The following is a 24874-nucleotide window of genomic DNA, read 5'->3' on the forward strand; positions in this document are numbered from 1 at the left end:
ACCAAGGACTCGATATGACTAATGGTGCCGTTTCCCCAAACCGGCGTACGTTGCTCAAAGCGGCCGGAATTGGGGCAGCCAGTGTTGCCTCAATGCCCCTTTTGTCCTCGTGCAGCGCCCAACCTGCACGGCGTGCGTCAACGTCGTCGCCGGCGCTTCTCCCGGCCCCGCCGGGACAGGTGGAACCGCTGCTGGACCTGAAGGCAATCACCAACGCGCTGGCCAAGCTCGACGAACAGGCCGACGTCGCCATGGAAAGCACGGGGCTTCCGGGGATGGCAATAGCCGTTGTGTACCGGGACGAGGTGTTGTACTCCAAAGGCTTCGGCGTGCGGGAGGTCGGAAAGCCCAAAAAAATCAGCCCTGACACGGTGTTCCAGTTGGCTTCTGTATCCAAGCCCCTGGCGTCCACAGTGGTGGCAGGGGTGGTGGGGCGCAAGGTTGTCAACTGGACCGACCCCGTAATCCAGCACAACAAGGGCTTCTCGCTCAAAGATGACTACGTCACACGGAACGCCACCTTTGCTGATCTGATGTCCCACCGCAGCGGGTTGAGAACGGGCGCGGGTGATCTGCTTGAGGACCTTGGGTTCGACAGGGCCTACATCCTCAGCCACCTCAACCAGGAGCCCCTTGATACGTTCCGGTCCAGCTACAACTACAGCAACTTCGGCTTCACCGAGGCTGGCCAGGCGGCAGCTGATGCGATGAACATGTCCTGGGAGGATCTGGCCGAGGAGATCCTGTTCCGGAAGCTGGGCATGTCCGCCACCAGTTACCGTTACTCGGACTATGAAAAGGCCACAGACAAGGCCATCCTTCACGTGCCGCTCGGAAACAAGGAATGGGCAGCGAGATACCGCCGCAATGCCGACGCCGAGGCTCCCGCGGGCGGAGCAAGTTCGTCGGTGCGGGACCTGGCGCAATGGCTCCGGCTGCAGCTCGGAGACGGCCAATTTGAGGGCAGGCCCATCATTGATCCCGCTGCCCTTCAAACAACCCGTGTTCCCCATGCAGTCTCCAACCCCGCGGCTGCTCCGGCCGCCCGCTCCCGTTTTTACGGGCTGGGCTGGAACGTCTCGTACGACGACCAGGCCCGCGTCCAGCTGGGCCACTCCGGGGCTTTCAATCTGGGCGCAGCCACCGCCGTCTCCATGCTGCCCGGCGAGCAACTGGCCATCGTGGCCCTGACCAACGGCCGCCCGCAGGGCATTCCTGAAGCAATCGCCGCCGGTTTCCTCGATACCGCCCAGCACGGATCGCCCACGGTGGACTGGCTGGCCTTCACCGCAAGTATCTTCAAGCAACAGGACGAAGCCGACAAACCTGAAGTGGATTACACCAAAGTTCCGGCCAACCCCGCTCCCGCCAAAGCGAACAGTGCCTACACAGGCACTTACAACAATTCCTACTACGGCCCGCTTGCGGTCCTTGACGACGGCGGGAAGCTGGCCATGAGGATGGGACCGGCCGGCAGCCCCACAACCTTCCCGCTCACCCACTTCGACGGCGACACGTTCAGCTTCGAATCCATCGGCGAGAACGGCAACGGCCTGGCCGGTGTAATCTTCACTGTGGGAAGCGGCGGCGCCGCCCAGAGCGTCACCCTGGACTTCTACGACAGGACCGGACTGGGGACTTTCACCCGGGCCGCGTAGGCCAGGGATTCGGACGACGGCGGGACGTCCCGCCGTCGTCCGCTCAAGTCCTCATTGTGGTGGCTGCCCAACTGCGCCACCATGATCCTATGGATGCTGAAACTCCTAAAACAGTGGAACTTAGCCTTCCCCAGGCGTTCCTGCTTCTGGCCACAAACGACTCAAACGGCAAACCTGAAGTGCCGCTGTTCGCGCTCAGGACCACGGTGGCGGGGGCAATATTGGCTGAACTGGACCTGCTCGGCGCGATCGAGCTCCAGGGAAAGCGGGTCAGGGCCACCGGCGCCACCCCGGCAACCGAGTTCGAGCACGAGCTGGAACTGATCCGCGGCAAGTCCCGGCCCCACACTCCCAAGTGGTGGGTGGGCGTGCTGGAGAGCCGCGCCGAAGTGCTGCGTGTGTACGAGGCGCTGGTGTCACTGGGCATCGTGGAGCATGCCGGTGAAAAGCACCTGGGCAGGTTCCGGGCCGCGCGGTACCCGGAGAAGGACCATGCCCCGGAGGCGGCGCTCCTGGAGAAGATCCGGGCTGCGCTCAGCGGTCCGCCGTCCAGCCTGGAGGTGCCGGACACAGCAGCGGAGGCCGGGGCCCCGAGTGCCGAGGCAGCCGAGGCCGGGGCCGCAGGGTCGGCGGAGGCAGGGTCCAAAGTGCCGAATGCCAAGCCCGTTGCCAAGGGGCCCGACGCCCGGACCATCGTGCTGATCGCCCTGCTTCAGGCGTCCGGGTTGCTCGGCAAGCTCTTCCCCGAGGCAGACAGGATCCGGGCAAGCGAGCTGGCGAAGGACTATTGGCCGTCCCGCGCCGTGGAGGACGAACTTCGCCTGATCAGGCTTGCCGAGGAAGAAGCAGCAACGTTGTGACGGGTCATGTCCAGTAGAGGAGCCGGGCGGCCGGCAGCCGCCGCTCCAGCTCCTCTGTGAACCACCCGCGCATCTCCGTCATGGTCTGCTTCGGGTACACGTACTTGACGCCGCCAAACTTGGATCGCTTCTGGCTCCGCGATTCCTCGTCCATCTCAAGCTTGGTTCCCGGATACCAGCCCAGCAGCACTTCCTTGCTCGCCGGAGTGAAGCGGTGCGTGATGATCTCGGCGGTCAGATCGAGGTCATTGATGCCGGCGACAGCATCGGCGACGCTGTCCAGCAGCGCGCCATACTGCTCCCGCCAGCCAGGTACGGGCATAACAGGGGCAATTGTCAGGCCTACCCGGTAACCCGTCGCTGCCACAGCTCGGAGAGCGGCAAGCCGGGCGGGCATCCGCGCAGTGCCTCCTTCAAACCGGCCCGCTACGTCTGCGGCGTTGACCGAAAACCGGATCCGCGTCCTGCGCCCATGATTGAGGGTTACCAACTCACCGATATCGTCGAACTTCGTCGTAAACCGCAACTGCACGTCGTCGCCGAATTCCCCCGCCCCCACGCGGGAAATTGCGGCAGCGAGCGACCCGGTCACGCTCTCGATGCCCAGGGGATCGGTGTAGCAGGACAACTCGAACGTCGTGCCCTCATGGCCACGGTCCAGGGTCCCGCGGGTGACAGAGCCTCTGCCGGCGTGGGTGCGTATTCCGCCCAGCACATCGTCAATGTTCGCGTACACGCGTGTCACGGGAGGACCCTGCAGGGATCCGGCCAGGTAACAGTACTGGCAGTGGGCGGGGCAACCCTTGGCGAGGTCGATGCGCCAGTCAGCGCTCGGCGGGATTGGCTGTGGCTTGAGGACGCTGGGCGGGGCCACGACCACCGCAAGCGTGTTCTTGGCGGACGCGTACGTTTCGCGCTCACTGGCGCCGCGCAGGCCTGTTAAGGCGTTCGCGGGCAGGAACCGAATGTCGTCAACACCGGCACGCTCGCAGCGCCGAAGGATTTCAGCTGTGTGGGGCAGGTCTGCTGCGGCCCTCGTGATCAGCACGTGTTTGGGAACCCATAAACGGGTGGGAGAAAGTGTGGTCAGGTCCGATTCCTGAAGAGTCATCATTGCCTTTAACAACAATGATGATGGTGCGGTTGTTCCACGTATTTTGCCCGGAATACCCTAAAGGCGAGGTAAGAGTCCGTGGAAAACTACGACGGATTCAGTCCGCTCACCAGGACTCTTTCGTTGCTCCCCGCACCACCTGCCGTGCCGCGCGACCGATTATTGAGCTGTACGTCGGGTAGGCAAACTTCACGCGTGCAAGGGTGGCCACGTCTGTGCCGGCGGCCATTGCGGACGCAACTGCCTGGATGACCTCCACTGCGTTCTCGCCAACCGCGTGTGCGCCGAGTATCAGCTCCCGGTGCCGGTCCGTGACCAGTTTCAGAAATCCCTGCTCCCGGTCATCGATGATGGGACGTTCCACCGACGCATAGGGAACGACGACGACGGCGCACTCCGCGTCGCGTTCCCGGGCCTTCGCCTCGGTGAGGCCCACTCCGGCGTAGTCCGGGTCGGTGAACCCGCCCTCCGGCAGCAGGTGGTGCGGCGTGGTCCGGTGCGCTCCCAGGACGGCATTCTCTGCGGCAGTCTCACCCTCGAAGACAGCGGCCTGCACCAGCATGGACGTCCCGTTCGCGTCTCCGGCAACAAAAATGTGCGGGACGTTGGAGCGAAGGTAGTTGTCCACCGGGATAGCTCCCCTCCCAGCGGCGACGCCTGCCGCCTCCAGGCCAAGACCGTCAATATTCGCTGGCCAGCCGGCAGCCATAATTACCGCACCCACCTGTGCCGACTGCGCGCCGTCCCCGCCCTGCCAGCGGATTTCCAGGCCTCCGCCGTCGTGCTTCTCAATGCCATCCACACCGCGGATGCCGACATCCACGTGCACGCCGCGGGAACGGAAGCCTTCCGTGACCGCCATGGAGACGTCATCGTCCTCGGTGGTGAGGATGCGCGGTGCGAGGTCCAGAAGGGTAACGTGCGATCCAAGGGCATCGAAGATCGTGGCCAGCTGCGCACCGGTGTGGCCGCCGCCGATAATTGCGACGGAGCTGGGAAGTTCAGGAAGGTCCAAGACTTCGTGAGGCAGCACGGCGTGCTCCGCGCCCGGGATGGGCAGCCTCCGGGCACTTCCGCCCACACACAGGATGACCGAAGCAGCGGTAACCGGGCGCCCGCCGATCAACATTTCCTGCGGCTCGCTGAACGCTGCATCCCCTTGAAGGAACGTGATGTCCAGTTGCCGCATGGCCTCGTTGTACGCTTTGGCGTCAAGTACGCGGTCCACGGTCGATTGCACCCGCCGGACCAGCTGCGGCCAGTCCACCGCAGGCTCGTGGACCACAATTCCGTAGTCCCGGGCGGTGCGCACTTCCCTGTACAACCGCGCAGTCTTCGCCAGCACCCGCGTGGGCACGCAACCTGAGTTCACGCAGGTGCCGCCCAGCCGGGCACGCTCAACAACGGCGGTACGTGCACCCAGCTCCGCTGCCCGTGTTGCGGCAGCCATGCCCGCCGGTCCGGCTCCGACTACCAGGACATCAAAATCCATAACGCCTCCCTTGGCACCCATCCTGCCCCATGCGGCACGCACTTCGTCAGGGGGAACGTAGATCAGCCTGGCGCTCGCCGTCGTCGGGCTGCTTGTCCTGGCCTTCTGCGCGGGTTACGTGCTCGGCAGAAGAACGCACTCCAAGGAGCAGGAACTTCTTCGCAGGAAATTGAAGGGGTGCAGTGGTGGCTTTCTACGTCAAAATGGCAAGGTACAGCACCGGCACAGCCAACCCAAGGAGGAGTCTGATGAGCCACGTAACAACCAGTCCTGAGGCAGCAGCCGCGGCGCAAAGCCTTTTCAGGGTTGCGCTTGGAGGTGTTCTTATTGCCCACGGATCCCAAAAACTCTTTGGGTGGTTCGGCGGGGGAGGGCTCGAAGGTACCAGCAAGGGCATGCACGCCATGGGTTTCCGTCCCGCAAAACCCAGCGCAATCCTCGCCGGTGTAGGTGAAGCTGGAGCAGGTGTTGCCTTGGCCCTGGGCCTGGCTACCCCTGCCGCCGGCGCCGCCGCTGCAACCACGATGGGTGTGGCTGCAAGCGTTCACGCGCCGAACGGCTTTTTTGCCACTGAGGGCGGCCTGGAGTACCCGGCGGTCCTGGGTTTGGCGGCAGTGGCGTTCACTATCGGTGGTTCCGGCCCCTTCTCCCTGGACGCATTAACCGGTCACGTGTTGGACCGGCCCTGGATGCGCGCCACCGCTCTGGCTGTGATCCCCGCAGCCATGGGCATCCAGATTTACCGCCGGCGCAAAGCCCTGGCAGCCGACGCGCAGGCGCCGGCTGTAGCCACCGCGCCGGAAGAAGGCTGAGGGACTGCACGCCGCGACTGTCGACGGCGGGCACATCCCGCCGTGACTGTCGACGGCGTGGGACATCCCGCCGTCGTCCACTTGCGATGGGCGGCCGGGTAAGGGGCAGAATTCCCGAACCATCGGACGGTAATTTTGCATCCCGCGCCCTAACACGGTAACGTGTGAGCCGTGTCACCGAACAGTGACATGTGCTGATGATCTGCGGCGGGAGAGTCCTGCCGGTACGTTCTGCAGGCGCCGTAGGAGCAAATCCTCCCCAGGAATCTCTCAGGCCCACGTACCGCCGCGGCAAGGCAACTCTGGAAAGCAGTCCGGGCAACCGGGCTCACCGACGGTGCAAGTGGCGCTCTGCAAAACGCAGGGCAACGCAAAACTCTCAGGTCCGATACAGAGCGGGGAGGAACCCGAATCAACGTGGAGCTTAGGCGCCACCTGAATTATGGAGTTCCTCTCATGACGGTTCATTCGTCCCCTACCACCTTCGCAGACCGCCATATCGGCGCGCGCCGCCAGTCCGACATCGACACCATGCTCAAGGCCGTTGGCTACGACAGCGTTGATGGCCTCGTTGACAGTGCGGTCCCCGATTCCATCCGCCAGGACACGCCGCTCACCCTCGAAAGCGCCCTGAGCGAAGTCCAGGTCCTCGCCGAGCTCCGCAAGCTTGCGGGCAAGAACAAGATGGCCGTGCAGATGATCGGCCAGGGCTACTACGACACCGTGACCCCGCCGGTGATCCGCCGCAACATCCTCGAAGCACCCGCCTGGTACACCGCCTACACGCCGTACCAGCCCGAGATCTCCCAGGGCCGGCTCGAGGCGCTGCTGAACTTCCAGACCATGGTCCAGGACCTCACCGCACTCCCGGTGGCCAACGCCTCCCTCCTCGACGAAGCCACCGCCGTGGCCGAAGCAGTCCTCCTGATGCGTAGGGCCAACAAGTCCAAGACGGCCAAGGACGGCAAGACCGTCCTGGACGCCGACCTCCTCCCGCAGACCATCGCCATTGTGCTGGGCCGCGCGGAGGCCCTCGGGTTCGAAGTGGAAATCGCCGATCTCGCGGACGGCCTGCCCGACGGCGACATCAACGGCCTGGTCCTCCAGCAGCCCGGCGTCTCCGGCCGCGTCTGGGACCAGTCCGCCGTCATCGCCGAGGCGAAAGACCGCGGCGCGCTGGTCACCGTCGCCGCCGACCTCCTGGCCCTCACCCTCATCACCCCGCCGGGCGAGCAGGGCGCGGACATCGCCGTCGGCTCCACCCAGCGCCTGGGTGTCCCGCTGTTCTTCGGCGGCCCGCACGCCGCCTACATGGCCGTCCGCCAGGGCATGGAGCGCACCCTTCCGGGCCGCATTGTCGGTGTGTCCAAGGACGACGCCGGTGTCCCCGCCTACCGCCTGGCCCTTCAGACCCGCGAGCAGCACATCCGCCGCGAGAAGGCCACCTCCAACATCTGCACCGCGCAGGCGCTTCTGGCTATCGTTTCGTCGTTCTACGCCGTCTACCACGGCCCCGACGGCCTGAAGGCCATCGCCGAAACCGTCCACAACAACGCCCGCGCCCTGGCCACCACGCTGAAGATTGCCGGCCGCGAACTGGTGTCCGACACCTTCTTCGACACCGTCACCGTCCGCGTGCCCGGCAAGGCCGCCAAAGTGATCACTGCCGCCGAAGCCCGCGGCATCAACCTGCGCCTCATCGATGCGGACACAGTTGGCGTGTCAGTCGATGAAACCACGACGCCGGAGGTCCTCTCCGCGGTTGTTGTCGCCTTTGGCGCCGGTCCGGTTGTGGAGGCGTCCGGGTTCGAACTGCCCGAACCGGTGCTGCGCACCTCCACCTACCTGCAGCACCCGGTGTTCAACACCCACCGCTCCGAAACACAGCTGTTGCGTTACATCCGCCGTCTTTCGGACCGGGACCTGGCACTGGACCGCACCATGATCCCGCTGGGCTCCTGCACCATGAAGCTGAACGCCACGGCCGAGATGGAAGCTATCTCCTGGCCGGAGTTCGCCTCCATCCACCCGTTCGCTCCGGATTCCCAGACCGAGGGCTGGCGTGAGCTGATTTCCGGGCTTGAAGCGGATCTTGCGGAGATCACCGGGTACGACCAGGTGTCCATCCAGCCGAACGCCGGCTCCCAGGGTGAGCTCGCGGGCTTGCTGGCGATCCGCGGCTACCACCACTCCCGCGGCGAGGCCCAGCGCAATGTCTGCCTGATCCCGGCGTCCGCCCACGGCACCAACGCCGCGTCCGCCGTCCTCGCCGGCATGAAGGTGGTTGTGGTGGCCACCGCAGCCGACGGCACCATCGACCACGCCGACCTGGAAGCCAAGATTGAGGCCCACAGGGACGTCCTCTCGGCCATCATGATCACCTACCCGTCCACCCACGGCGTGTACGATTCCGATGTTCGCGAAGTTTGCGACGCCGTCCACGCCGCCGGCGGCCAGGTGTACGTTGACGGTGCAAACCTGAACGCTCTGGTTGGCCTCGCACAGCCGGGCAAGTTCGGGGGCGACGTCTCCCACCTGAACCTGCACAAGACCTTCTGCATCCCGCACGGCGGCGGCGGCCCCGGCGTCGGCCCGGTCGCTGCCAAGGCGCACCTGGCGCCGTTCATGCCGGGTGACGCGAACAAGGCAGCGCACGAGGAGGGACACGGCGTCGCAATCTCCGCTTCGCGCTTCGGCTCCGCCGGCGTGCTCCCGATCTCCTGGGCCTACGTGAAGCTGATGGGCGGCCAGGGCCTCACCGAGGCAACCAAGTCCGCGCTGCTCGCCGCCAACTACGTGGCGGCCCGGCTGGACGAGCACTTCCCCGTCCTCTACACGGGTACCAGCGGGCTGGTGGCCCACGAGTGCATCCTGGACCTGCGCGAGCTCACGGCCAAGACCGGCGTCACCGCCGAGGACGTGGCCAAGCGGCTCATCGACTTCGGCTTCCACGCCCCCACGCTGTCCTTCCCCGTGGCAGGCACCCTCATGGTGGAGCCCACCGAGTCCGAGGACCTCGCGGAGATCGACCGGTTCATCGAAGCCATGATCACCATCCGCAGGGAAATCGACCAGGTGGCTGCCGGTGACTTCACTGTGGAGAAGTCCCCGCTGCGCAACGCACCCCACACGGCAGCCGCCGTCGTCTCCTCCGAATGGAACCGGACCTACCCGCGTGAGCAGGCTGCATTCCCCCTGGCCTCGCTCCGGCAGGACAAGTACTTCCCGCCGGTGGGCCGCATCGACGGCGCAGCAGGAGACCGCAACCTGGTCTGCTCCTGCCCGCCACTTTCAGAGTTTGAGAACTAAGGAATTTGTGATGACCGAGAACTACACCGCGCTGTACGAGCAGCACAAGATTGCCGGGGCCTCCTTCACCGATTTCGGTGGCTGGCAGATGCCCCTGAAGTACAGCTCCGAACTGGCTGAGCACCACGCCGTGCGCAACGCCGCCGGCCTGTTCGACCTCTCCCACATGGGCGAGGTCTGGGTCACCGGCCCCGACGCGGGAGCTTTCCTCGACTACGCCCTGGTTGGCAAGTTGTCCGCCGTGGCAGTGGGCAAGGCCAAGTACACGCTGATTTGCCAGGAAAACGGCGGCATCATCGATGACCTCATCACGTACCGCCTTCCCGCCGCTGCGGACGGAACAGCAAAGTATCTCGTGGTTCCCAACGCGGGCAACGCCAAAGCAGTGGCCGCTGCCCTGGCCGAGCGGGCTGCGAACTTTGATGTCACCGTCGAGGACGCCAGTGCTGCGACTTCGCTGGTCGCTGTGCAGGGGCCGAACGCGGCGGCCATTTTGCTGGCACTGGTTCCGGCCGAGCAGCACCCGCTGGTGACCGAACTGAAGTACTACGCGGCGGTTGAGGTAGGCATCGCGGTCAACGGTACTGTCCAGGAGCTGCTGCTGGCCCGCACCGGCTACACCGGCGAGGACGGCTTCGAAATCTATATCCCCAACGAGGACGCGCCCGGACTGTGGAACGCCCTGCTGGAGGTCGGCGCCGGGCACGGCCTGATCCCCGCTGGCCTGGCCTGCCGTGATTCGCTCCGCCTGGAAGCCGGCATGCCGCTATACGGCAACGAACTCTCCCGCGAGGGCAACCCCTACGCCGCCGGCCTGGGCCCCGTTGTTTCGCTGGCCAAGGAATCGGACTTCATCGGCAGGGCCGTGCTGGCCGAACTCAAGGCACTGGGCGCCGGTTCCACGTCCGGCCGCAGGCTCGTGGGGCTCAAAGGTTTGGGCCGCCGCGCCGGCCGCAGCCACTACCCGGTCCTCAAGGACGGCAACGTCGTGGGCGAGGTGACCTCCGGCCAGCCAAGCCCCACTTTGGGGTACCCCATCGCCCTGGCCTACGTCGACGTCGAACACTCCAACCCCGGCACCGCCCTGGAGATTGACCTCCGCGGCAAGCCGGAGCCGTTCGAGGTAGTGCCGCTCCCGTTCTACAAGCGCCAGCAGTAGCGACGCTCTCTCACTTGATGCGCGTTCTGTCCCAACGCTCACTCACTTGATGCGCCTTTTGGCCTGACGCTCTCTCACTTGACACACCTACCTAAGGAAACACACATGGCAAAAGTTGTTGCTGAACTGAAGTACTCCGCCGAGCACGAGTGGGTTGCTGCTGACGGATCCGGCCCTGCCAACATTGGTATTTCGGCCGTCGCAGCCGAAGCGCTGGGCGACATCGTCTACGTGGACCTGCCCGAGGTGGGCTCCACGGTGACCGCGGGGGAGACCTGCGGCGAGGTTGAATCCACCAAGTCCGTCTCGGACCTTTATGCGCCTGTCACCGGCGAGGTGGTGGAGACCAACGACGAAGTGGTTTCCGACCCCGCCCTGATCAACAACGATCCGTACGGCGCCGGCTGGCTCTTCAAGGTAGCCGTGACCGAAGAGGGTCCGCTGCTGTCCGCTGAAGAGTACGCTGCAGCAAACGGCGGCGAGCTGTGAGCGGCGCGGGCATGACGGCCACGGCAGCTTTCGAGCAGGTGGTCTCCCCGTCCCTGGACGCGGACCTGTCCGCCCTGGATCCAGAGATCGCAGCGAAGATCGACGACGAACTGACCCGCCAGCGTGACGGCCTGGAGATGATCGCGTCGGAGAACCACACCGCCGTCGCCGTCATGCAGGCGCAGGGTTCGGTGCTGACCAATAAGTACGCCGAAGGCTACCCAGGCAAGCGCTACTACGGCGGCTGCGAGCACGTGGACGTTATTGAACAGCTCGCCATCGACAGGATCAAGGCATTGTTCGGCGCTGAGTTCGCCAACGTGCAGCCGCACTCTGGCGCGCAGGCCAACGCCTCGGTAATGCACGCGCTGATCAAGCCGGGCGACACCATCATGGGCCTGAACCTGGCCCACGGCGGACACCTCACGCACGGCATGAAGATCAACTTCTCCGGCAAGCTCTACAACGTGGTGCCCTACGGCGTCCGCGAGGACACCCACACCGTTGACATGGCCGAGGTGGAGCGCCTGGCCCAGGAGCACAAGCCCGCGCTGATCGTGGCCGGCTGGTCCGCCTACGCCCGGCAGCTGGACTTCGCCGAATTCCGCCGCATCGCCGACTCCGTAGGCGCCTACCTGATGGTGGACATGGCCCACTTCGCCGGGCTTGTGGCCGCGGGACTGCACCCCTCACCGGTGCCGCACGCGCACGTCACCACGTCCACCACGCACAAAACCCTGGCAGGCCCGCGCGGCGGCATCATCCTGAGCAACGACGCCGACATCGCCAAGAAGATCAACTCGGCTGTGTTCCCGGGCCAGCAGGGCGGCCCGCTGGAACACGTCATCGCCGGCAAGGCCGTAGCATTCAAGATCGCCGCGTCCGCCGAGTTCAAGGAACGGCAGGAACGCGTCCTGGCCGGCGCCCGGATCCTGGCCGAGCGCCTGGTCCAGCCGGACGTCACCGCCAAGGGCATCAGCGTGGTTTCCGGCGGCACCGATGTGCACCTGGTCCTGGTGGACCTGCGCAACTGCGAGCTTGACGGCCAGCAGGCCGAGGACCGCCTCGCGGCCATCGACATCACCGTCAACCGCAACGCGGTCCCGTTCGACCCGCGCCCGCCCATGGTCACCTCCGGCCTTCGCATCGGCACCCCCGCCCTTGCCACCCGGGGCTTCGGCGAAGCTGCCTTCAGCGAGGTTGCGGACATCATCGCCGAGGCTTTGACGGCCGACGCCGGCACGGACCTTTCGGGGTTGCGCGCACGTGTGGAGGCCCTTGCCGCCGCACACCCGCTGTACCCAGGCATCACCAACCTCGCCTAACCCACACCGACCTGCGTCTTTTAATTAGGAACCAAGCACATGGCTGTTGGCGTTTTTGATCTCTTTTCCATCGGTATTGGCCCCTCCAGCTCGCACACCGTGGGGCCGATGCGGGCTGCCGCCGTGTTCGCGGAGGAGCTCAAGGGCCTCGGCAAGCTGGCGGAGGTGGCGTCGTTGCGGGTTGACCTGTACGGGTCGCTCGCAGCGACGGGCCATGGGCATGGGACGATGACGGCGATCCTGCTGGGGCTGGAGGGGTTCCATCCGGAGCTGATCCTGCCCGATGAGGTGGAGGAGCGGCTGGCGGCCATTGCAGAGACGGGGATGCTGCAGTTGGCTGGTGCGGTGGCCCTGCCGTATGGAGTGAAGGACATGGTGCTGCGGCCGCTGACCGTGTTGCCGCGGCATACCAACGGAATGACGTTCACCATTTTTGATGCGGAGGAACAGATCCTGCATACGGCGACGTTCTTTTCGGTGGGCGGCGGTTTCATTGTCCGGGAGGGTGAGGAGGACGCGGCCCGGCAGGAGCTGGAGGAGTCCAAGAAGGAGCTGCCGTTGCCGTTCCGGACCGCTGCGGAGCTGCTGGAGCATTGCCGGGAGACCGGCCTGGGCATCAGTGATGTGATGCGGGTGAACGAGGAGGACAGCCGTTCGGAGGAGGAGATCCGGGCGGGTCTGTTGCATATTTACTCGGTGATGGAGGGCTGCGTGGCGACGTCCCTGAAGCGTGAGGGTGTGCTGCCCGGGGGGTTGAAGGTCCGCCGCCGGGCCCCTGACTGGTATGACCGGCTGCGGAAGGAAAGCGCCCGCCCGGCCGCGGAGGGCCAGGACGGTGAGGTCCAGGAGGGGGAGTTCCATGACCCGAAGTACTGGCAGGAGTGGGTGAACTTGATTGCCCTGGCCGTGAATGAGGAGAACGCCTCCGGCGGCCGGGTGGTCACCGCGCCTACGAACGGTGCGGCGGGGATCATCCCGGCGGTGCTGTACTACGCGCTGCATTTTGCGCCGGGGATGGAGAACGCCAGCCAGGAGGACCGTGAGGATGTGGTGGTGAAGTTCCTGCTGGCCGCCGGTGCTGTCGGGGTGCTGTACAAGGAGCAGGCCTCGATCTCGGGGGCTGAGGTGGGGTGCCAGGGGGAGGTGGGTTCGGCGTCGTCGATGGCCGCGGCGGGCCTGGCTGAGGTGATGGGTGGTACCCCGGCGCAGGTGGAGAACGCGGCCGAGATCGCGATGGAGCACAACCTGGGCCTGACGTGTGATCCGATTGGCGGGCTGGTGCAGGTGCCCTGCATTGAACGGAACGCGATCGCCGCCGCGAAGGCGATCAACGCGGCGAAGATGGCGCTCTGGGGTGACGGCTCCCACCGGGTGTCCCTGGATGAGGTCATTGTGACCATGCGCGAGACCGGCAAGGACATGAGCTCCAAATACAAGGAAACGGCCATGGGCGGACTCGCCGTCAACGTGGTGGAATGCTGAAGAAAGAAGAACAATGACATTGGCACCTGAAGGCCGGAAGATGCTGCGGATCGAGCAGCGCAACTCGGCTGTCCCGGTGGAGCGGAAGCCGGAGTGGATCAAGGCCAAGGTCCAGATGGGCCCGGAGTTCGTGGGCCTGAAGAACCTGGTGAAGAAGGAAGGCCTGCACACGGTGTGCGAAGAGGCCGGCTGCCCCAACATCTTTGAGTGCTGGGAGGACAAGGAAGCCACGTTCCTGATCGGCGGGTCCGAGTGCACGCGGCGGTGTGATTTCTGCCAGATCGATACCGGCAAACCGTCCCCGGTGGACCGGTTTGAACCCACCAAGGTCGCCCGGTCGGTGCAGTCGATGCAGCTGCGCTACGCCACCGTCACCGGTGTGGCCCGCGATGACCTCGAGGACGAGGGCGTGTGGCTGTACGCCGAAACGGTCCGCAAGATCCACGAGCTGAACCCCGGCACCGGCGTTGAACTGCTGATCCCGGACTTCTCGGGCAAACCCGAGCACATCGCCGCGATCTGCGATTCCCGGCCGGAGGTGTTCGCGCACAACGTCGAGACCGTGCCGCGGATTTTCAAGCGGATCCGGCCCGCGTTCCGCTACGAGCGGTCCCTTGATGTGATCACGCAGGGCCGGAACCTGGGCATGGTGACCAAGTCCAACCTGATCCTGGGCATGGGTGAAACCCGCGAGGAAATCTCCGAAGCCCTCCGGAACCTGCACCAGGCCGGCTGTGACCTGATCACCATCACCCAGTACCTGCGCCCGAGTGAGCGGCACCTGCCGGTGGACCGCTGGGTCAAGCCGCAGGAATTCGTGGACCTCCAGGACGAGGCCACCGAGATCGGCTTCCTCGGCGTCATGTCCGGACCCCTGGTCCGGTCCTCCTACCGGGCCGGCCGGCTCTGGGCCACCGCGATGCGGAAGAAAGGCTGGGAAATCCCCGCCGAACTGGCCCACATCGAGTCCTCCGGCACCACCCGCCAGGAAGCCAGCTCACTCCTGGCCGCCACAGCCTAAGTGCCCCCGCAGGCAGCCCAACCTGCCGCCCGGCGCCCTGATGTTGAAAGAGGACCAATGACGTTCCCCGTCAGAATCGAAATCATCCCTGCCCAGGGAATCATCGAGCGGGTCCGGGCCCTGGTGCCCAGGACCACCCCGCTCAGCGTGACCTGCCTGCCGCACCATGGCATCGAGCGCACCATGCGCACCGCCGTGGAGCTTTCCGATGCCGGCTTCAAGGTCATCCCGCACCTCGCCGCCCGCGGCATCCGCACCCGTGCCAAACTGACCGAGATTGTCCGCGGCTGCGACGCGGCCGGCATCCGCGAAGTCTTCGTTATCGGGGGAGACCGGAAACAGCCCGCCGGGATTTATGACTCGGCCCTTCCGGTGCTCGAGGACATCGCACAGTACAGCAGCGGGATGATGCGGGCGGGTGTTGCCGGCTACCCGGAAGGCCACCCGTCAATCAGCCCGGTGGACCTGCTGGACGGCCTTTTGGCGAAGCAGCACCTGGCCTCCCATGTCGTCACCCAGATGTGCTTCGCCGCAGAAAAATTCCATGACTTCGCGGCGCTGCTGCGCCGCGAAGGCGTCCACCTGCCCGTCTGGGCGGGCGTGGCCGGCTCCGTCCCGCGGACCAGGCTCGTGGCACTGTCCACGCAAATCGGCGTCGGAAGTTCCCTGAAGTTCCTCAGTCGCAAGGGTCCGCTGGCCCGCAAACTCCTGAGCGGCGACCGCTACTCGCCGGACAGCCTGATTGCCGGCCTGGCAACCCAGCCCGGCAACATCGCCGGGATCCACCTTTACAGCTTCAACAGCCTTGACTCCCTGCCCCCTGGCTTCCGGTCGGAGCTGGGGCAGGACATGGACACTAAAGCGTCCGTCCGTCATAGGGAGTGACGTTGACGGGGTGAAGAAATGATGGAAAAACCCATCCGGCTTGATCATCTGGCTGGCAATGACGGCTGACAGGAACCCCGGATGTTCCTCGAGGAGGACTATGTACAAGTGGAAGTCGCGGCATAAGGCGCCACAGGCTCGAAGCAGACGGCGCCTGCGGCTGGAAGCGTGGGCGGTAGGTGCCACCTTCCTTGTCCTGATTACGGTCACCGTTGCGCAGTCGCTGTCCTTCGCGCCCTGAGGCGACGCGGACGGGGGACCCCGGCACAAAGGAAGGCGGACGACGGCGGGACGCCGCCACGAAGGAAGCTGTCGACGGCGGACGTTCCGCCGTCGTCCGCCTTGCCTTAAGCGGTCGGCACATTGACCGCCCGCCGGTAACCGGCAACGATGAGGTATGACTGACTTCGCTGATACCGCCGGTGCCCCTTTTGATGACGATGACAGCGTGGAGGAGGTTGATGGCGTGGAAACTGCGGAAAGCATCGCAGAAGAGGTCAAAGACGAGATCCGCCTGGGCCACGTCCAGGACGACGTAAGCCATGTGCTCGAGGAGCGGTTCGATGAGGCCGGCATCGAGCTTCGGCCCGAAGCCGTGGACGAGCTCGCCGAGGAAATCGAAAAGGACGTCTCGAGCTAGCCAATTTTGCGGGCTGTGCGGGCCTGAAACGGTAGGGAACAACCTGGATTAGTGCGCTGGCCGTGTTGGGCGCATGGCTTTTCGAAGTCATACCGGTGATCCAGGTGGCCCGCACTTGACTTGCTGGAAAACGGAAGCGGGCGACGGCGGGTGGAAACCCGCCGTCGCCCGTCCTCGCTTGGATAAGCTGCTAGTCCTCGTAGGTGTTGGCGATGTAAACATCGCAGGGGGCGTTGTGCGCCACGCTGTTGGCGACGCTGCCGAGGAGCCGGCCAATGCCGCGCATTCTGCGGTTGCCCACCACGATCACCCGCGCGTCGAGGCGGATGGCTTCCTTGATCAGGGCATCAGCCGGTTTGCCCCGGGCAGCGGAGTGCGTGATTTCCAGCCCTTGCGCTGAATTGCCCAGGGCCTTCGCGACGTGTTCGGCGCTGTCGGCGTTCGAGACCCTGACCGTGTCCGAGCCGCTGCCGAAGGTCTCGGCGTTCTCCGTCTCGAAAGCGGTCACCACATGAAGCGACGCACCCAGCGAGGCTGCCAGGTCCCGGGCAGCCTCCGCCGCCTTCCTGGCCGACTCGCTGCCGTCCACTCCTACAACGACTACTCCGCTCATCTTTGCTCCTTCGTCCCTTGTTGCGGCTTACGTTTCCCTGGCCAGTCTAGAGAACTTGAGGCTGAAGACCCTACGGCAGGACTTGAGGTTCGGCCTCAGCACCGTCGTCCAGTGTCCGCCCCTCCGGTAGCCTGTTGGGATGGCGCGTGGAGTGACGGATTTGGGCGCAGAGGGCATCCTGCTGGCCGGAGCAGGCCGTGCCATCCTGCTGCAGCTCGCTGACCCTGCGGTGGGCAGGGGCGTTGCCGAGCACAGCAGCTTCACGGACCGTCCCATCGACAGGCTGACGGGCACACTCACGTACGTCTACGCAGTTGTGTACGGCACGGACGACCAGCTCAAAGAGGTCCGCCGCCGGGTGAACCGGGCCCACGTTCCTGTGCGCCGGGCGGCTGATGAAGATTCCCCGGGCTACAACGCCTACAACGCCGAGCTGCAGCTGTGGGTGACGGCGACGCTTTACGACACTGCCCACACCATCATCGAGAAAATCTACGGACCGCTTGACGACGAATCCGCCGATGCGATGTACCGTGACTACGCAAAAATCGGCACGGCCCTGCAGCTTCCGGAGCGGATGTGGCCAGAGGACCGGGCAGCGTTCCGCCGCTACTGGGATGAGCGCATCCGCACACTGCGCGCCGATGAAAACGCCGTGCGGGTGGGCCGCGGCCTCCTCTACCCGGAGCGCGCGGCTCGCTGGCACCGCGCGGGCATGCCGGCCGCCAGGTTCCTCACGGCCGGGCTCCTTCCGCACCAGCTGCGCCAGGACTTTGGACTGCCCTGGAGCGACCGCCACGAGCGCCGCTTCCACCGCACCATGCACGTCCTGGCCCTGACCTACCCGAAGCTGCCGCAGGGCATCCGGCACTGGTTCAAGAACTACTGCTTGAACCAGTTGGCAACCCAGCAATAGATAAGCCCTCCAAGCAAGATAAGCTTGCTTACTAAATTCGGGTAAGCGGCAGGAGGGCTCAGGAAACATGGTTGCAGCGAAGGATCTGCCGGAAGCCGGGGTGAGCGGCGAAGTTCAGCAGGACCGCTTTGTGGGCGGACAGGACCTCACCCGGTGGGATACCAAACCCGGCCGGCTCCTGGCCTCCACGGTTCAGCGGATCAGCGCACTTTTGGGTTCGCATGCGGCATTGGTCCTCATACTTGCCGCCGGTGTGGCCCTGGCCGTTGCGCTGGCCGCCGTGTTCGCTGAGGTGTATGAATCCGTAGTCGAGGCCGACGGCGTCGCGGGACTGGATCATCCGGTCCTGGACAGTGCCAAAACACTGCGGTCCCCGACCCTGGACGCCGTCATCACCGGCTACACGGACGTCGGCGGGACGGTGGGCATGCCCGTGCTGGCACTGGCCATCATGATTGGACTGGCAGTGAAGCGGCGGTCCGTGACACCTGTCATCCTGATGCTGGTTGCCGGGCTGGGGTCCCTTCTGATGACCATCGCCGGCAAGGAGCTGGTGGGCCGGACCAGGCCGGACCTTGCCGACGCGGTGCCGCCGTACGAATACTCGGCGTCATTCCCCAGCGGCCACTCATTGAACTCGGTGGTGATCGCCGGAATCGTGGCGTACCTGATCATCCTCCGCCTCAAGTCCGCCCGCGCACGCGTCCTCACTGGCGTGGCAGCAGGTATCTTCGCGGTCACCATGGGGCTGAGCCGTGTCTACCTCGGGCACCACTGGCTCACCGATGTCCTGGGCGCCTGGGCGCTCGGAGCGGCCTGGCTGGCACTGGTCATCACCGCCCACCGCCTCTACCTCACCAGCCGGGTGCATCCAGCCTGATCTGCCGTGGCAACGCAGCGCCACGATCCGCAACTCGGGTTAATGTGACTGGAAGGGGAAATGTGATGGATGGGAGAAGCACATGCGCCACGGGTTAGTCGCTGCGGCAGCCATTGGAACCGCCGTCCTGCTGGCAGGCTGCACTGCCGCCCCGCCGCCTCCCACGCCCACCTCCAGCGCTTCCCCCGAACCGGCATCTTCTGCTCCGGCGTCCTCTGCACCGGCAAGTGCACCCGCTCCGGCGGCAGCGGCCCGCATCGGCGGCACGCCGCAGCCGGTGGCCACGGACCTTGACGCTCCGTGGTCGGTGGTCTTCCGGGACGGCACGCCACTGGTCAGCGAGCGGAACAGCGGGCGCATCCTCGAGCTTGCACCGGACGGATCGGCGCGGCCCATCGGAACCGTTGAGGGAGTGGCTGCCAGGGGAGAATCGGGCCTGCTGGGCCTTGCCGTGGGCCGTGAGGGCAGCCTGTTCGTCTATTCCACGGGGTCGGACGGCAACCGGGTCCAGCGCTTCGCCGTCACCGGCGAACCAGGCTCATTGTCGCTGGGCCAGGCTGAGACCCTCCTCGATCGCCTGCCGTCGGCGAGCATCCATGATGGCGGCCGGATCGCCTTTGGCCCTGACGGCATGCTGTACGTCACCGCCGGCGACGCGAGCCAGCGGAACAGCGCCCAGGACCGGGACTCGCTGGCCGGGAAAATCCTGCGGATGACTCCGGACGGTGACGTACCCGCCGACAACCCCTTTCCAGGCTCCCTCGTCTATAGCTACGGGCACCGGAATCCGCAGGGCATAGCGTGGGCGGACGACGGAACCATGTTCGCCACGGAGTTCGGCCAGAACACGTGGGACGAACTGAACATCATTCGACCGGGTGCCAACTACGGCTGGCCCACGGTCGAAGGAATTGCGGGACGGGAAGGCTTTGTTGATCCGGTGCAGCAATGGCAGCCCACCGCCGCAAGTCCCAGCGGCATGGCCCATGCAGGCGGGACCCTCTTCATCGCCAACCTCCGCGGCCAGGTCCTGCGGTCCGTTCCCGTTTCCGACCCCTCCACCGCCACAGAACACTTCGGCCGCGAGTACGGCCGGATCCGTGACGTTACGGTGGCCCCGGGCGGGCAGCTGTGGTTCCTGACCAACAACACGGATGGCCGGGGTGACCCCCGGGCCGGGGATGACCGGATCCTGGAAGTGCCGTTGTCCCAGGGGTAACGGGTCCGGGGCAAGCGGAGGGCCCGATGCTAGTTCCGTGCTCCTGCCAGGGCCAAACCAACAATGTTTTCCGTCACGGCCCAGGATGCGAGGAGCTTGAGGGCCTCGTCGGAGGGGCTGCCCGGAGTGGCCGGGTACACCGTCAGGGAGTGCCCCGGATCTTCTTCCAGGCCGAGGACCTGGTAGTTCAGTTCGAGGAGTCCCGCCACCGGGTGCTGGAAGAACTTGGTGCCGGCGTAGTGGCTGCGGACGTTGTGTGCAGCCCAGCGCGTGCGGAATTCGTCGCTGCGCATGGACAGCTCTCCAATAAGCTCGGCAATGCCCTTGTCGTGCGGATTGCGGCCCGCTTCACGCCGCAGTATGGCCACGTTGGCGTTCGCCGCCCGTTCCCAGTCGGTGTAGAAAGCATGGGAACGGGGGTCCAAAAAGATGAACCGGGAGTGGTTCGCCGGCCTGGCAGTGCTCTTATACATGTCGGAGTACAGGGCGTAACCAAGGGTGTTGGCCGCCACGATATCCATCCTGTTGTTACCGATGAACGCAGGCGCCCCGCTGATGGTGTCCAGGAGGTACTGCAGTTCCGGTCGCACCCGTGACGGAACCGGGGCCGCCGAACGTTTTCGGCCGGACATGTTGGCTGCCCGCGCGAGGTCATAGAGATGGTCGTGCTCAGCGCGGTCCAGCTCGAGGGCCCGCGCGATGGAGTCCAGCACGCTGTCGGAGACGCCGGAGAGATTACCGCGCTCCAGGCGGGTGTAGTAGTCCACGCTGACGCCGGCCAGGCGGGCCACTTCTTCCCGGCGGAGCCCTGGCACGCGGCGCCGCCCGCCGTACGGTTCAATGCCTGCCTGCTCCGGGGTGATACGTCCACGGCGGGTGGACAGAAACTGCCTGACCTCGGATCGGTTATCCATAGGCCAACGTTACGACGAAAGGGGAAGCCCTAAGGGGGTTCTGCCATACCCCGTTTCGGCAGGGCCCTCGCTACGGCTGCCGGTCATCTGTTTGATGTTAATCAACCCTGTAGCATTCAGTTATCCCCCCAAAACCCACAGGAGAACCATGACCACCGTCAAGGCCTACGCATCCCCGTCCGCCACCGAGGACCTTTTTGCCACCACCATCGAGCGCCGGGAAGTTGGAGCCCATGACGTCCTGATCGAGATCAAGTTCGCCGGCATCTGCCACTCGGACATCCACACGGTCCGCGGCGACTGGGGCCCGCAGCAGTATCCGCTGGTCCCCGGCCACGAAATCGCCGGCATCGTCACCGAGGTGGGCGCGGAGGTAAGCAAGCACAAGGTTGGTGACCGGGTCGGTGTCGGCTGCATGGTCAACTCCTGCCGCGAATGCGCCAACTGCCTGAAGGGCGAGGAACAATACTGCCTCAAGGGCAACGTGGGAACCTATGGCGCCGTTGACCGGGACGGGACCATCACCCAGGGCGGCTACTCCACCCACGTCGTCGTCACCGAAGACTTTGTGGTGACCATTCCAGAAGGCCTGGACCTCGACGTCGCCGCACCGCTGCTGTGCGCCGGCATCACCACCTACTCCCCGCTGCACCACTGGGGCGCCGGCCCGGGCAAGAAGGTCGCCGTCGTCGGCCTCGGCGGACTTGGCCACATGGCCGTCAAGATCGCCCACGCCATGGGCGCAGAGGTGACGGTCCTGTCGCAGTCGCTGAAGAAGCAGGAAGACGGCCTGCGCCTGGGCGCCGACTCCTACTTCGCCACCAACGACGAGAACACCTTCACGGAGCTTGCCGGCCACTTCGACCTGATCATCAACACGGTCAGTGCTTCGATCGACATCAGCTCCTACCTGCAGCTGCTGACCCTCGACGGCGCACTGGTCAACGTCGGCGCCCCCGCCGAGCCGCTCCCGGTCAACGCGTTCGCCCTGATCGCCGGCCGCCGCTCCTTCGCCGGTTCGATGATCGGCGGTATCCGCGAAACCCAGGAAATGCTGGACTTCTGCGCCGAGCACGGGATTGGAGCGGAGATCGAGGTTATTCCCGCCGACAAGATCAACGATGCCTACGAGCGCGTCCTCGTCTCGGACGTGCGCTACCGCTTCGTGATCGACACTTCCACCTTCTAATAACAAAACGCATTCGACGGCGGCCGGCTCCCCAAGGGGCGGGCCGCCGTCGGGCTTTAAGCCCCGAAAGCCTTTCTGTTACTGGGCACAACGGTTCGGCGCCAAACTGGCAGCCCCCAGGTCCGGAACCTGCCGGCGGTTCCACAATTGGAGGACAAGTTTCCTGGCCTTTGGAGGGTGACATGCGCAGGTCCGGCGGGCTGCTGCCCGCATTGATTCTGGTTTCTGTCGTACTTGCCGGATGCGGTCCGCAGGCAGGGCCGCCCACCGCGACAAGCACCGCACCCGCGACCTCAGTATCGCCCGGTACCGAGCCCACTGCCCCCAGCTCCGTGGCTTCTTCCTCGCCTCCGGCACCCCCACCCGCCACAGCCCCGCTAGCAACGTCCCCTGCGTTGACCACCCCGCCCACAGTCACTGCCACGAAGGGGGCCTGGTCCACGTTTACGACCGCGGACGGGCAGTTGGCCTTCGACTATCCCTCCGCCTGGAGCGTCCAGGACCCGGCCGGGGAGTTGCCTGAAGGCGGCGGCGCGTTTGCTGAGGTCACTAACGAGGCCGGAAGGCCACTGGCCACGCTGAGGACCAACATGGCAACGGGATCCACCTGCATGGAAAAGTATCCCTACTCAGAGTTTGAGTCCCAGGAACTTCCTGCGTTGGCTCAGGATGGCGCAGCGCCGCGGTACGTCTTTGAAACCCGTGGAGACGCCAACGCTCCCGGCCCCGCTGATACGCCGGCGGCCGCCTACGGCATCACATCCGTTCCCGCTCCCACCGGCGATTCAGCCTGCGCCATGTTCCACTTCTTCACCTGGCCGCCCACCGCGGCAATGTTCGGGGCGTTCTATGACCCCGTGAACAACCGGACGCCGGGTGCTGAATCCATGCCATACCTGGAACAGGCCCGGAAGTACATGGACACCACCGAATACCAGAACATCAGGCGCATGATCACCTCACTCCGGCCCGCGGGGTAGAAACATCCGCCGACTGCGGCAACAGGGGACGCCGCCACAGCGGCGGGCAGCGGAAGAGGGGGCGCGTCAGTAGAGGAAGATGTCGATCCACTCGCGGTTGTGGGCGTGGATGAGCACCAGGAACAGCACAAAGTCGAACAGCAGGTGGACGCTGACGATGTAGGACAGCGACTTGGTGATGGTGAAGAGCCGTGCCTGGAGCAGGGCGAACGGGAAGATAAAAAACGGCGCCCAGGAGTGGAAGCCCAACTCCCACAGGAAGGACGTGAAAAGCACTGCCTGGAGCAGGTTTGCCTGCCAGTCGGGAAGGTGCCGGCGGAACAGCGTGAAGGCAGTGCAGATGAAGAAAAGTTCGTCCCAGATTCCCAGCACGTTGGTTCCCAGGAAGAGCCGGGCGATGCCTTCGGGGTCACTGACGGCGGGCCAGTTGGTGTAGACGCCGGTTCGGATCATGTAAACGGGCATCAGGGCGTACCCAATCACCAGCACCGCGGGCAGGTACCACTTCTCGGCTGGGGTCCACGGCTGCCCGGTCCTGACCGGGAAGCGGATGGCGTGGTCCTTGGTGATGAACCGCGATACCGCGTAGGGGATGCCGACGGCGAGGATCATCGCAGTGCCCATCACGGCCATGTGCCCGGTACTGATATCGGTGGTGATCGGGACCAGGCTCATGGCGGTTAGTCCCACCCCGATCAAGGCGAGGTCAATAACAAGGCGGCGGCTGAGCATTGCGGCCAGGACCAGGGCGGCAGCCAGGAGGAGGAAGCCCGAGATGCGGTCCTGGCGGGCAAACAGCAAGAAGCCCGACGCCGAGACCAGCGCCGCCGGGATAACGTTCAGCGACGGGAGGGGAAGGGCAGCAGGCGCGGCTTCGCGCGTTTGGGCTTGCGCTGATTGCTGTTTCACAGCGTCGCCAGGAGTCCGGCCGCCTCATCGAGGGCGCCGGGGACGAGAGAAAAGTATGCCCAGGTGCCCCGCTTTTCCCGGTGCAGCAGCCCGGCGTCCACCAGGATTTTCAAGTGGTGTGACACCGTGGGCTGGCCGAGGTCCAGCGGTTCGGTGAGGTCGCACACGCAGGCCTCTCCCGATTTTCCGGCCTTAACGATGGACAGCAGGCGAAGCCGGTTGGGATCGGCCAGCGCCTTGAAAACCAGCGCCCTTTGCTGGGCTTCCTTCGCGCTCAATGCCGGCTTCTGCGCAGGATTGCAGCAGGCGGGGTCCACCTCGGGCTCGAGGGTTTGCAGGGCTGTCATGCTCCCCATTATGCAACGGATTGACGGCTGTCGATATAGCCCGCCAAGCGCAGCGGGAACCTGTAAACACGCAACGCCCGAACATTCGATGCCAGCCTGGGCGGCACTAAAACGGGCGACGGCGGGACATGCCGCCGTCGCCCGTGTTGCTGAGGCGGTGGAATTAAGCGGAAGCCAGCGCGAGGTCCTCGCGAACGCTCAGGGTAAAGGTGTTCGGTCCGCTGCAGGTGACGGCGATGCGGCACGTGGTGGTGTTGTGGCGTGCTGAGAGGTCGCTCACTGCGGTGTCCAGCGTGTGGTGGAGGGCAGACCTGTCCCAGATCTTCAGGGTCACGGAGTTATTGGTATCGAACGTCATTATTCAACTTCCATTTCGCGTTTTGGCAGCCCGGAGTCGTCATTGCCCGGACTGTGTCCTCGTCTATGAGGACGGACTGCAGTGGGAAAGCGCATTCCCGTACCTTCAATGGTGCAGGTTGCCGGGAGGATTAGCAACCTTCGCAGGGGTGGATGTGACCAAGCACACGGCTCCTTGAGGGGATGCCAGGAAAGGTCACCACCCTGCATTTCCATAGTGCCCAGAGCGCGGGAGGCGACTCAACCAAAGCGCGTTTTGTTGCAGGTGAGTCTCATCACGTCGCCAAAAGGGGGCGGCCCAATT

The 24874-nt window shown here is 65.1% G+C and carries 23 protein-coding genes and 2 riboswitches; of the genes, 16 read left to right on the top strand and 7 right to left on the bottom strand.

Annotation, left to right across the window (positions count from 1 at the left end; genetic code table 11):
* Positions 1-92: 92 nt before the first annotated feature.
* Positions 93-1658 (top strand): serine hydrolase, encoded by a 1566-nt coding sequence (locus AC5RT4_RS05550; RefSeq protein ID WP_494105098.1) that lies wholly within the window; start codon positions 93-95, stop codon positions 1656-1658.
* Between the two features lie 89 nt (positions 1659-1747).
* Positions 1748-2518, top strand: coding sequence for a GOLPH3/VPS74 family protein (locus AC5RT4_RS05555; protein ID WP_494105099.1), 771 nt, complete (start codon positions 1748-1750; stop codon positions 2516-2518).
* A gap of 4 nt (positions 2519-2522) precedes the next feature.
* Here AC5RT4_RS05555 and AC5RT4_RS05560 read toward each other — a convergent pair whose 3' ends face one another.
* Both AC5RT4_RS05560 and AC5RT4_RS05565 read right to left on the bottom strand, forming a co-directional pair.
* Positions 2523-3629, bottom strand: a complete 1107-nt coding sequence (locus tag AC5RT4_RS05560) for a spore photoproduct lyase family protein (protein ID WP_494105100.1) — start codon at positions 3627-3629, stop codon at positions 2523-2525.
* 109 nt (positions 3630-3738) lie between these two features.
* The gene (locus AC5RT4_RS05565; protein ID WP_494105101.1) at positions 3739-5124 is read right to left on the bottom strand and encodes a dihydrolipoyl dehydrogenase family protein; all 1386 of its coding nucleotides are present in this window, start codon (positions 5122-5124) and stop codon (positions 3739-3741) included.
* Positions 5125-5372: 248 nt separating this feature from the next.
* On the opposite strand from AC5RT4_RS05565, the gene AC5RT4_RS05570 reads away from it, so the two are divergent.
* From AC5RT4_RS05570 to AC5RT4_RS05610, 9 genes are all read left to right on the top strand, one after another.
* Positions 5373-5936, top strand: coding sequence for a DoxX family protein (locus AC5RT4_RS05570; RefSeq protein ID WP_494105102.1), 564 nt, complete (start codon positions 5373-5375; stop codon positions 5934-5936).
* Between the two features lie 198 nt (positions 5937-6134).
* Positions 6135-6232, top strand: a riboswitch (glycine riboswitch).
* A gap of 1 nt (position 6233) precedes the next feature.
* Positions 6234-6340: riboswitch (glycine riboswitch) on the top strand.
* 52 nt (positions 6341-6392) lie between these two features.
* Positions 6393-9245 carry an aminomethyl-transferring glycine dehydrogenase gene (gene gcvP, locus AC5RT4_RS05575; protein WP_494105103.1) on the top strand — a complete coding sequence of 951 codons (2853 nt, stop codon included), beginning with the start codon at positions 6393-6395 and terminating at the stop codon, positions 9243-9245.
* Between the two features lie 10 nt (positions 9246-9255).
* Entirely contained in the window at positions 9256-10404 is a 1149-nt protein-coding gene (gcvT, locus tag AC5RT4_RS05580; protein ID WP_494105104.1) for a glycine cleavage system aminomethyltransferase GcvT, read from the top strand.
* 105 nt (positions 10405-10509) lie between these two features.
* Positions 10510-10893, top strand: a complete 384-nt coding sequence (gene gcvH, locus AC5RT4_RS05585) for a glycine cleavage system protein GcvH (protein WP_494042166.1) — start codon at positions 10510-10512, stop codon at positions 10891-10893.
* An 11-nt stretch (positions 10894-10904) separates the two neighbouring features.
* On the top strand, positions 10905-12218 hold the full coding sequence (gene glyA / locus AC5RT4_RS05590) for a serine hydroxymethyltransferase (protein ID WP_494105105.1): 1314 nt from the start codon (positions 10905-10907) through the stop codon (positions 12216-12218).
* A 39-nt stretch (positions 12219-12257) separates the two neighbouring features.
* A complete protein-coding gene (locus AC5RT4_RS05595) occupies positions 12258-13700 on the top strand; it encodes an L-serine ammonia-lyase (protein ID WP_494105106.1) in 1443 nt (480 codons plus the stop codon).
* 13 nt (positions 13701-13713) lie between these two features.
* Positions 13714-14721 (top strand): lipoyl synthase, encoded by a 1008-nt coding sequence (gene lipA / locus AC5RT4_RS05600; RefSeq protein ID WP_494105107.1) that lies wholly within the window; start codon positions 13714-13716, stop codon positions 14719-14721.
* A 57-nt stretch (positions 14722-14778) separates the two neighbouring features.
* Positions 14779-15606 (top strand): methylenetetrahydrofolate reductase, encoded by an 828-nt coding sequence (locus tag AC5RT4_RS05605; RefSeq protein ID WP_494105108.1) that lies wholly within the window; start codon positions 14779-14781, stop codon positions 15604-15606.
* Between the two features lie 397 nt (positions 15607-16003).
* Entirely contained in the window at positions 16004-16246 is a 243-nt protein-coding gene (locus AC5RT4_RS05610) for a hypothetical protein (protein ID WP_494041358.1), read from the top strand.
* A gap of 190 nt (positions 16247-16436) precedes the next feature.
* Here AC5RT4_RS05610 and AC5RT4_RS05615 read toward each other — a convergent pair whose 3' ends face one another.
* Positions 16437-16859 carry a universal stress protein gene (locus AC5RT4_RS05615; RefSeq protein ID WP_494105109.1) on the bottom strand — a complete coding sequence of 141 codons (423 nt, stop codon included), beginning with the start codon at positions 16857-16859 and terminating at the stop codon, positions 16437-16439.
* Positions 16860-16998: 139 nt separating this feature from the next.
* Here AC5RT4_RS05615 and AC5RT4_RS05620 point away from each other — a divergent pair, with 139 nt between their 5' ends.
* From AC5RT4_RS05620 to AC5RT4_RS05630, 3 genes are all read left to right on the top strand, one after another.
* Positions 16999-17775 (top strand): oxygenase MpaB family protein, encoded by a 777-nt coding sequence (locus tag AC5RT4_RS05620; RefSeq protein WP_494041360.1) that lies wholly within the window; start codon positions 16999-17001, stop codon positions 17773-17775.
* Between the two features lie 67 nt (positions 17776-17842).
* Positions 17843-18655, top strand: coding sequence for a phosphatase PAP2 family protein (locus tag AC5RT4_RS05625; protein ID WP_494105110.1), 813 nt, complete (start codon positions 17843-17845; stop codon positions 18653-18655).
* An 82-nt stretch (positions 18656-18737) separates the two neighbouring features.
* Positions 18738-19874 carry a PQQ-dependent sugar dehydrogenase gene (locus AC5RT4_RS05630; protein WP_494041362.1) on the top strand — a complete coding sequence of 379 codons (1137 nt, stop codon included), beginning with the start codon at positions 18738-18740 and terminating at the stop codon, positions 19872-19874.
* A gap of 29 nt (positions 19875-19903) precedes the next feature.
* On the opposite strand, the gene AC5RT4_RS05635 is transcribed toward AC5RT4_RS05630, so the two are convergent.
* Entirely contained in the window at positions 19904-20788 is an 885-nt protein-coding gene (locus tag AC5RT4_RS05635) for a helix-turn-helix transcriptional regulator (protein ID WP_494041363.1), read from the bottom strand.
* Between the two features lie 148 nt (positions 20789-20936).
* Here AC5RT4_RS05635 and AC5RT4_RS05640 point away from each other — a divergent pair, with 148 nt between their 5' ends.
* Together AC5RT4_RS05640 and AC5RT4_RS05645 are read left to right on the top strand one after the other, a co-directional pair.
* The gene (locus tag AC5RT4_RS05640) at positions 20937-21977 is read left to right on the top strand and encodes an NAD(P)-dependent alcohol dehydrogenase (RefSeq protein ID WP_494041364.1); all 1041 of its coding nucleotides are present in this window, start codon (positions 20937-20939) and stop codon (positions 21975-21977) included.
* A gap of 395 nt (positions 21978-22372) precedes the next feature.
* Entirely contained in the window at positions 22373-22957 is a 585-nt protein-coding gene (locus tag AC5RT4_RS05645; protein WP_494105111.1) for a hypothetical protein, read from the top strand.
* A 66-nt stretch (positions 22958-23023) separates the two neighbouring features.
* On the opposite strand, the gene AC5RT4_RS05650 is transcribed toward AC5RT4_RS05645, so the two are convergent.
* The 3 genes from AC5RT4_RS05650 to AC5RT4_RS05660 form a co-directional block, all read right to left on the bottom strand.
* On the bottom strand, positions 23024-23866 hold the full coding sequence (locus AC5RT4_RS05650) for a CPBP family glutamic-type intramembrane protease (protein ID WP_494105112.1): 843 nt from the start codon (positions 23864-23866) through the stop codon (positions 23024-23026).
* On the bottom strand, positions 23863-24213 hold the full coding sequence (locus AC5RT4_RS05655; RefSeq protein WP_494041367.1) for an ArsR/SmtB family transcription factor: 351 nt from the start codon (positions 24211-24213) through the stop codon (positions 23863-23865). The genes AC5RT4_RS05650 and AC5RT4_RS05655 overlap by 4 nt, the downstream gene beginning before the upstream one ends.
* A 163-nt stretch (positions 24214-24376) precedes the next feature.
* A complete protein-coding gene (locus tag AC5RT4_RS05660) occupies positions 24377-24571 on the bottom strand; it encodes a hypothetical protein (protein WP_494041368.1) in 195 nt (64 codons plus the stop codon).
* Positions 24572-24874 lie beyond the last annotated feature (303 nt).

This window comes from Arthrobacter sp. sptzw42 (assembly GCF_059089685.1).

Excerpts from the sequence above, each read along its gene's own strand:
- AC5RT4_RS05660 (WP_494041368.1), bottom strand. The coding sequence starts at position 24,571 with ATGACGTTCGATACCAATAACTCCGTGACCCTGAAGATCTGGGACAGG.
- AC5RT4_RS05565 (WP_494105101.1), bottom strand. The coding sequence starts at position 5,124 with ATGGATTTTGATGTCCTGGTAGTCGGAGCCGGACCGGCGGGCATGGCT.
- AC5RT4_RS05560 (WP_494105100.1), bottom strand. The coding sequence starts at position 3,629 with ATGACTCTTCAGGAATCGGACCTGACCACACTTTCTCCCACCCGTTTA.
- gcvT (WP_494105104.1), top strand. The coding sequence starts at position 9,256 with ATGACCGAGAACTACACCGCGCTGTACGAGCAGCACAAGATTGCCGGG.
- AC5RT4_RS05595 (WP_494105106.1), top strand. The coding sequence starts at position 12,258 with ATGGCTGTTGGCGTTTTTGATCTCTTTTCCATCGGTATTGGCCCCTCC.
- AC5RT4_RS05550 (WP_494105098.1), top strand. The coding sequence starts at position 93 with ATGCCCCTTTTGTCCTCGTGCAGCGCCCAACCTGCACGGCGTGCGTCA.
- AC5RT4_RS05620 (WP_494041360.1), top strand. The coding sequence starts at position 16,999 with ATGGCGCGTGGAGTGACGGATTTGGGCGCAGAGGGCATCCTGCTGGCC.
- gcvH (WP_494042166.1), top strand. The coding sequence starts at position 10,510 with ATGGCAAAAGTTGTTGCTGAACTGAAGTACTCCGCCGAGCACGAGTGG.
- lipA (WP_494105107.1), top strand. The coding sequence starts at position 13,714 with ATGACATTGGCACCTGAAGGCCGGAAGATGCTGCGGATCGAGCAGCGC.
- AC5RT4_RS05635 (WP_494041363.1), bottom strand. The coding sequence starts at position 20,788 with ATGGATAACCGATCCGAGGTCAGGCAGTTTCTGTCCACCCGCCGTGGA.
- AC5RT4_RS05570 (WP_494105102.1), top strand. The coding sequence starts at position 5,373 with ATGAGCCACGTAACAACCAGTCCTGAGGCAGCAGCCGCGGCGCAAAGC.
- AC5RT4_RS05625 (WP_494105110.1), top strand. The coding sequence starts at position 17,843 with ATGGTTGCAGCGAAGGATCTGCCGGAAGCCGGGGTGAGCGGCGAAGTT.
- glyA (WP_494105105.1), top strand. The coding sequence starts at position 10,905 with ATGACGGCCACGGCAGCTTTCGAGCAGGTGGTCTCCCCGTCCCTGGAC.
- AC5RT4_RS05555 (WP_494105099.1), top strand. The coding sequence starts at position 1,748 with ATGGATGCTGAAACTCCTAAAACAGTGGAACTTAGCCTTCCCCAGGCG.
- AC5RT4_RS05605 (WP_494105108.1), top strand. The coding sequence starts at position 14,779 with ATGACGTTCCCCGTCAGAATCGAAATCATCCCTGCCCAGGGAATCATC.
- AC5RT4_RS05610 (WP_494041358.1), top strand. The coding sequence starts at position 16,004 with ATGACTGACTTCGCTGATACCGCCGGTGCCCCTTTTGATGACGATGAC.
- gcvP (WP_494105103.1), top strand. The coding sequence starts at position 6,393 with ATGACGGTTCATTCGTCCCCTACCACCTTCGCAGACCGCCATATCGGC.
- AC5RT4_RS05655 (WP_494041367.1), bottom strand. The coding sequence starts at position 24,213 with ATGACAGCCCTGCAAACCCTCGAGCCCGAGGTGGACCCCGCCTGCTGC.
- AC5RT4_RS05630 (WP_494041362.1), top strand. The coding sequence starts at position 18,738 with ATGCGCCACGGGTTAGTCGCTGCGGCAGCCATTGGAACCGCCGTCCTG.
- AC5RT4_RS05640 (WP_494041364.1), top strand. The coding sequence starts at position 20,937 with ATGACCACCGTCAAGGCCTACGCATCCCCGTCCGCCACCGAGGACCTT.
- AC5RT4_RS05615 (WP_494105109.1), bottom strand. The coding sequence starts at position 16,859 with ATGAGCGGAGTAGTCGTTGTAGGAGTGGACGGCAGCGAGTCGGCCAGG.